At 62.9% G+C, this 6,144-nt stretch carries 6 protein-coding genes; 5 read left to right on the forward strand and 1 reads right to left on the reverse strand.

Going from position 1 to position 6,144, the window contains the following annotated elements; genetic code table 11:
* Positions 1 to 7 precede the first annotated feature (7 nt).
* Positions 8 to 937 (reverse strand): LysR family transcriptional regulator, encoded by a 930-nt coding sequence (locus KHO31_RS34110; protein WP_201084986.1) that lies wholly within the window; start codon positions 935 to 937, stop codon positions 8 to 10.
* Between the two features lie 469 nt (positions 938 to 1,406).
* Here KHO31_RS34110 and KHO31_RS34115 point away from each other — a divergent pair, with 469 nt between their 5' ends.
* The 5 genes from KHO31_RS34115 (at position 1,407) to pcaC (ending at position 5,814) form a co-directional block, all read left to right on the forward strand.
* Positions 1,407 to 2,111: a 3-oxoacid CoA-transferase subunit A gene (locus KHO31_RS34115; RefSeq protein ID WP_201077483.1), complete on the forward strand. Its 705-nt coding sequence runs from the start codon at positions 1,407 to 1,409 to the stop codon at positions 2,109 to 2,111.
* An 11-nt stretch (positions 2,112 to 2,122) separates the two neighbouring features.
* Entirely contained in the window at positions 2,123 to 2,782 is a 660-nt protein-coding gene (locus KHO31_RS34120) for a 3-oxoacid CoA-transferase subunit B (RefSeq protein WP_201077485.1), read from the forward strand.
* Between the two features lie 463 nt (positions 2,783 to 3,245).
* Entirely contained in the window at positions 3,246 to 4,625 is a 1,380-nt protein-coding gene (locus tag KHO31_RS34125; protein WP_211625397.1) for a 3-carboxy-cis,cis-muconate cycloisomerase, read from the forward strand.
* Between the two features lie 5 nt (positions 4,626 to 4,630).
* Positions 4,631 to 5,422 (forward strand): 3-oxoadipate enol-lactonase, encoded by a 792-nt coding sequence (pcaD, locus tag KHO31_RS34130; protein ID WP_201077486.1) that lies wholly within the window; start codon positions 4,631 to 4,633, stop codon positions 5,420 to 5,422.
* Entirely contained in the window at positions 5,419 to 5,814 is a 396-nt protein-coding gene (pcaC, locus tag KHO31_RS34135) for a 4-carboxymuconolactone decarboxylase (protein ID WP_201077488.1), read from the forward strand. Before pcaD ends, pcaC begins: the two co-directional genes overlap by 4 nt.
* Positions 5,815 to 6,144: the final 330 nt, after the last annotated feature.

The following is a 6,144-nucleotide window of genomic DNA, read 5'->3' on the forward strand; positions in this document are numbered from 1 at the left end:
TCCGCGCTTACTTCGGCCACTCGTCCATATCGTCGTTGAAGAGTTCGGCGACGATACCGCGCAGCCAAGTCCCCCGCGGATCGTTATGAAACTTGCGATGCCAGTGCTGCCGCAGATCGAAGCGCGGCAACGGCAGCGGCGGCTCGACCAGCGTGATCGACGCATGCTCCGACACGTACGCGAAGCCGATTGCGTGCGGCACGGTCGCGAGCAGATCGGTGCGCGCGAGGATGAACGGCAGACTCATGAAGTGCGGCGTTTCGAGTACGGCGCGGCGCTTGATTCGTTTCTTTTCCAGGTAATGTTCGAGAACTTCCTGACTGCGTCCTTCGGCGCGAACCACAGCGTGGCCCGATGCCACGTACTGAGGGAGGGTGAGCGGCGCTTTCGAAAGCGGGTGCCCTGCGCGCATCAGGCAGATGAATCGATGGGTGAAGAGCCGTTGCTGGAAGAAGTTATTGCCCGACAGATCGGGAAAGTAGCCGACAGCGAGATCGACGTCGCCGGATTCGAGTCCGCGTTCCACGTGCGAGGGGGGGAGCGATACCGAGCGCAGGTTCGCGTGCGGCGCGCGTTCAGCGAAGAGTTGCAGGAGCCGCGGCAGGAAGACGATTTCGCCGACGTCGGAGAGCGCGAGGGAGAAGGTATGGGTGCTGGTGGCCGGATCGAAGTCCTGCACGTCCAGCATACCTTTCTCGATACGGAGAAGCGCGTCGCGGGCGGCGGGGAGGATCGCGAGCGCGCGAGGCGTGGGCTCCATGCCTTTCGATGTTCGAACGAAGAGCGGATCGTCGAAGTATTCCCGCAGGCGGCCGAGCGCGGTGCTCACGCGGGGTTGGCTGACGCCGAGTTGTTCCGCTGCGCGGCTGACGTTACGGGTGTCTTCCATTGCTACCAGATAGGGGATCAGGTTTAGATCCAGGTTTGTGTCGGGCATGTTGGGTTGTGCCTGCGGCGCTTTTGGGTTTTGAGTATTTGGTATTTGGATAGAGGGTAGTCTAATAATCGTGGTTTTGGATAGTGGGGTTTGGGGGATGCGTGGCGCTTGTTGTCTGTACGCCTGCGGGGTTGGCCTTTCCTTGGTTTCTTATCGGCCTATTAGCGTCGCCTGTTCGGGGCGGCACTGCGGGAAAGAACCCCTGCCGGGCAGGCCAAAACCTATGATTAAGGGGAATCCCCAGCCTTGACAACCCGCCCGAAGCGCAACCATAATCGCCTCAGCGTTCGCTAAACGAATCCATGTTCATGTATCGAACAAATCGACAGCGAACAAACCAAAGGCGCCAGCCCGCATCTCCAACCGGCGAGCCGCCGCCACCACAGGTCCGGAGACCGTCCCGCACAAGCCCCTGCCTGCCAAGGCAAAAAGGCCCAACGGTATGCAGCGCCCCAAAAGGAAATTCGACATGATCAACAAGATTTTCGAGTCACTTCAGTCGGCGGTCGCCGATGTCCACGACGGCGCGACCGTCATGATCGGCGGCTTCGGCACGGCCGGCATGCCGTCCGAGCTGATCGACGCGCTCATCGAACAAGGCGCGCGCGAACTCACCATCGTCAACAACAACGCCGGTAACGGCGACATCGGCCTCGCGGCGCTGCTTAAAGCCAAACGCGTGCGCAAGATCATCTGCTCGTTCCCCCGCCAATCCGATTCGTATGTGTTCGACGCGCTCTATCGCGCCGGCGAAATTGAGCTCGAACTGGTGCCGCAAGGCAATCTCGCGGAACGCATCCGGGCAGCAGGCGCAGGCATCGGCGGGTTCTTCACGCCGACCGGTTACGGCACCAAACTCGCTGAAGGCAAGGAAACCCGTCTGATCGACGGCAAGCACTATGTGCTGGAGTCGCCGCTGCATGCGGACTTCGCGCTGATCAAGGCGTTCAAGGGGGACCGTTGGGGCAATCTGGTCTATCGTAAGACCGCGCGCAACTTCGGGCCGATCATGGCGAGCGCGGCGAAAACGGCCATCGTGCAGGTGTCGAAAGTGGTGCCGCTCGGTGAACTCGACCCGGAAAATATCGTCACGCCAGGCATCTTCGTGCAACGCGTCATCGAAGTGCCGCAAGCTACGCATCAAGCCGAACTTGCATCCGCGACTGCCGCCTGAGGAGACCCGACATGAAAAAACTGACCCGCGATGAAATGGCCAAGCGCGTTGCCCAGGATATCCCTGAAGGCGCTTACGTGAACCTCGGCATCGGTGTGCCGACGCTGGTGGCCAATCACCTGGCCGCCGACAAGGAAATTTTCCTGCACAGCGAAAACGGCCTGCTGGGCATGGGCCCGGCACCCGCAAAGGGCGAGGAAGACGACGAACTGATCAACGCCGGCAAGCAGCACGTCACGCTGCTTACAGGCGGCGCCTACTTCCATCACTCGGATTCGTTCGCAATGATGCGCGGCGGCCATCTGGATTTCTGCGTGCTCGGCGCATTCCAGGTGTCAGCGAAGGGCGATCTGGCGAACTGGCACACTGGTGCGCCCGACGCGATTCCGGCAGTCGGCGGCGCCATGGATCTGGCGATCGGCGCGAAGCAGGTCTACGTGATGATGGAACACCTGACCAAGCAGGGCGAAAGCAAGATTGCGGCGGAATGCACGTACCCGGTCACGGGCGTGGGATGCGTCGACCGCATCTATACGGACCTGGCGATGATCGACGTCACCGACAAGGGCCTCGTGGTGCGCGAGATCTTCTCGGACATCGACTTCGACGCGCTGCACAAACTGACCGGCGTGCCGCTGATCGACGGCACGCAAGCGGCTCGCGCGGCCTAGGCACACGCGGACGCGACAGGCGTCTGCGCGCTGGCCTTGCAGCGAAGCGGAAACGCTGGCAAGGCAAGCGGAATGCGCGCGCCGCGGCAGCGTGCCGGTGCCGTTGGCCGGAGCGCGCATGAGGCACCGCGTCCTGCGCGTCATCCGATGTACCGCATAGACAGCAGTGCGGCGTATCCGGCACATACGACATGTCCGGCCCACCGTCGCCGCGATGTTCGACGCACGCCGCATCCTGCCCGCCGTCACGGCAATGTTCGGCGCACGTCGCGTTCGGCTCGTTGTCGCGGCGATGTTCAGCGCACGACGCATCCCGCCCGCCGTCGGGGCGGCATTCGGAGCACTGCGCTGCAACGCCATGTGCTGTACGCTCTCGATAGATAGCGCTTGGGCGCGCGCCTCGCAGCGCATCCGGATCGCCCCGGCGAAACCTTCACTTTCGATTTCCTCATCGAACGCCATCATGCTCGACTCCAGCGCCCGTCTGACCGCCTTCCTTTGCGGCACGCAGCCGATGAACGACATCTGGGCGCCACGTGCCACGCTGCAACGGATGCTCGATGTCGAAGCGGCGCTTGCGCGCGCTTCGGCTGCACATAACGTGATTCCGCACACCGCCGTGGCTGCGATCGAGGCTGCCTGCCAGGCCGATCAGCTCGACGCCGACGCACTCGCGCGCGACGCGGCGCTCGGTGGCAACCTCGCCATTCCCCTCGTCAAGCAACTCACCGCGCGCGTCAAAGCGGCCAACGCGGAAGCGTCGAAATACGTCCATTGGGGCGCGACGAGCCAGGACATCATCGATACGGCGACGGTGCTGCAATTGCGCGACACCTTCGATCTGCTCGACAGCGGTTTGCAAGCCACATGCGATGCGTTGGCGAAACTCGCGGCCACCCATCGCGCGACGCCGATGATCGGTCGCACGTGGTTGCAGCAGGCGCTGCCCATCACCCTCGGCCTGAAATTCGCGCAGTGGCTTGACGCGTTGCTGCGTCATCGCGAGCGGCTCGATGCATTGCGTGTTCGCGTGCTGGTGCTGCAATTCGGCGGCGCGGCAGGCACGCTGGCGAGCCTGCGCGACGCGGCGCCGCAAGTCACACAATCGTTGGCTCAAGAACTCGATCTCACTGTGCCGACTTTGCCGTGGCACACGCAACGCGATCGCATCGCCGAAACGGCGGCGCTATTCGGCATGCTGATCGGCACGCTCGGCAAAATCGCGCGCGATATCTCCCTGCAAATGCAAACCGAAATCGACGAACTGGCCGAGCCCGCCGCGGCCGGCAAGGGCGGTTCGTCGACGATGCCGCATAAGCGCAACCCGGTCGGCTGCGCCGCGGTGTTGACGGCCGCGACGCGCGCGCCGGGGCTGGTGGCCACGGTGTTCGCCGGCATGGTGCAGGAGCACGAACGCGCGCTCGGCGGCTGGCAGGCCGAGTGGGACGCACTGCCGGATCTCGCGCGCCTTGCTGGCGGCGCGCTCGCGAACATCGAGCAGATCGCCAAGGGGCTCAACGTGAATGTCCCGCGTCTTGCCGCGAATCTCGACGTCACGCACGGATTGATTCTCGGCGAAGCAGTGATGCTCGCACTCGGCGACAGCATCGGCCGCCTCGACGCGCATCATCTGGTTGAGCGCGCATCGAAAGCGGCAATCGCCGAGCGCAAGACGCTTTTCGACGTGCTCTCGGCGGACCCCGCCGTGACCGAACATCTTTCGCTCGAGCGCCTGAAGCAGCTGCTCGACCCTGTTCAATACGTCGGCCAGGCGCACGCTTATGTGGACGCCGCGCTGGCACTTCATCACACGCGCGCCAAGCGCGCCACTTCCAAGGAGTAACCGGCATGCCCTACGCCGCAGTCAACGGTACCGAGCTTCATTATCGAATCGACGGTGACCGTCACGGCAATGCGCCGTGGATCGTGTTGTCGAATTCACTCGGCAGCGATCTGTCGATGTGGACGCCGCAAGTCGCGGCGCTGTCTAAACACTTCCGCGTGCTGCGCTACGACACGCGCGGTCATGGTCACTCGGAAGCGCCCAAGGGCCCGTACACGATTGAGCAACTGACCGGCGACGTGCTCGGCCTGATGGATACGCTGAAGATCGCGCGCGCGAATTTCTGCGGCCTGTCGATGGGCGGCCTCACCGGCGTCGCGCTGGCCGCGCGTCACGCGAATCGTCTCGAGCGCGTCGTGCTGTGCAATACGGCGGCCCGCATCGGTTCGCCGGAAGTGTGGGTGCCGCGCGCCGCGAGAGCCCGCACGGAAGGCATGCTCGCGCTGGCCGATGCGGTCCTGCCGCGCTGGTTCACCGCCGACTATATCGACCGGGAACCGGTCGTGCTTGCAATGATCCGCGATGTATTCGTGCACACCGACAAGGAAGGCTACGCATCGAATTGCGACGCTATCGACGCCACCGATCTGCGCCCTGAAGCCTCTGGCATCAAGGTGCCCGCTCTGGTGATCAGCGGCACGCACGATCTGGCCGCGACACCGGCACAGGGCCGTGAACTGGCGCAAGCGATTCCGGGCGCGCGTTACGTCGAACTGGACGCCGCGCATATTTCCAACATCGAGAAAGCCGAGGCCTTCACGAAGACGGTGCTCGACTTCCTGACGGAGCAGAAATGAACGACGAAGATCGTTACGAAGCCGGACTCGGAGTGCGTCGCGCGGTGCTGGGTAGCGCGCACGTCGACCGGTCGCTCGCAAATCGCACTGAGTTGACGGAAGAATTCCAGAATTTCATTACCCGCTATGCATGGGGCGAAATCTGGACGCGCGAAGGCTTGCCGCGTCACACGCGCAGCCTGCTGACCATCGCGATGATGGTTGCGCTCAATCGCAGCGAAGAACTGGCACTGCATTTGCGCGCTGCGAAGAACAATGGCGTGACGCGCGAGCAGATCAAGGAAGTGCTGCTGCAAACCGCGATCTATTGCGGCGTGCCGGCGGCCAATTCGGCGTTCCACCTGGCCGATAAACTGTTCCGCGAAGACGACGCCGCAGCGGCGAAGGTGTGATGACGCTGCAGCAATGGCGCGGCGAGGTCGCTTTTCTGCCAGATGGTAGTGGCTTGAACATATCGAGCATTGTGGCGTGCCGCTGTAAGTAAGTCTCTCCGTTCGCGTGTCTAAGGAAGCCCGCCGCCAGGCGGGATTTTTTGCGCGTACACACTACTTCGTGCCGCTTTTCTCAGCTTTCATTTCCAGTTCGCGCAGTTCAATGATGCCGCCCGGTGGAATCTGCAAATCGTCAATGGTGTCGCGGTCAACGATGACGCGTACCGGATATTCCCTTTCGTTGTAGCTCGTACATGTCATGGTTTTCACCTCCGCTGGATGTTCCGCACA

The organism is Paraburkholderia domus, assembly GCF_905220705.1.
GTDB classification, from domain to species: Bacteria; Pseudomonadota; Gammaproteobacteria; order Burkholderiales; family Burkholderiaceae; genus Paraburkholderia; species Paraburkholderia domus.

Excerpts from the sequence above, each read along its gene's own strand:
- KHO31_RS34110 (WP_201084986.1), bottom strand. The coding sequence starts at position 937 with ATGCCCGACACAAACCTGGATCTAAACCTGATCCCCTATCTGGTAGCA.
- KHO31_RS34115 (WP_201077483.1), top strand. The coding sequence starts at position 1,407 with ATGATCAACAAGATTTTCGAGTCACTTCAGTCGGCGGTCGCCGATGTC.
- KHO31_RS34120 (WP_201077485.1), top strand. The coding sequence starts at position 2,123 with ATGAAAAAACTGACCCGCGATGAAATGGCCAAGCGCGTTGCCCAGGAT.
- KHO31_RS34125 (WP_211625397.1), top strand. The coding sequence starts at position 3,246 with ATGCTCGACTCCAGCGCCCGTCTGACCGCCTTCCTTTGCGGCACGCAG.
- pcaD (WP_201077486.1), top strand. The coding sequence starts at position 4,631 with ATGCCCTACGCCGCAGTCAACGGTACCGAGCTTCATTATCGAATCGAC.
- pcaC (WP_201077488.1), top strand. The coding sequence starts at position 5,419 with ATGAACGACGAAGATCGTTACGAAGCCGGACTCGGAGTGCGTCGCGCG.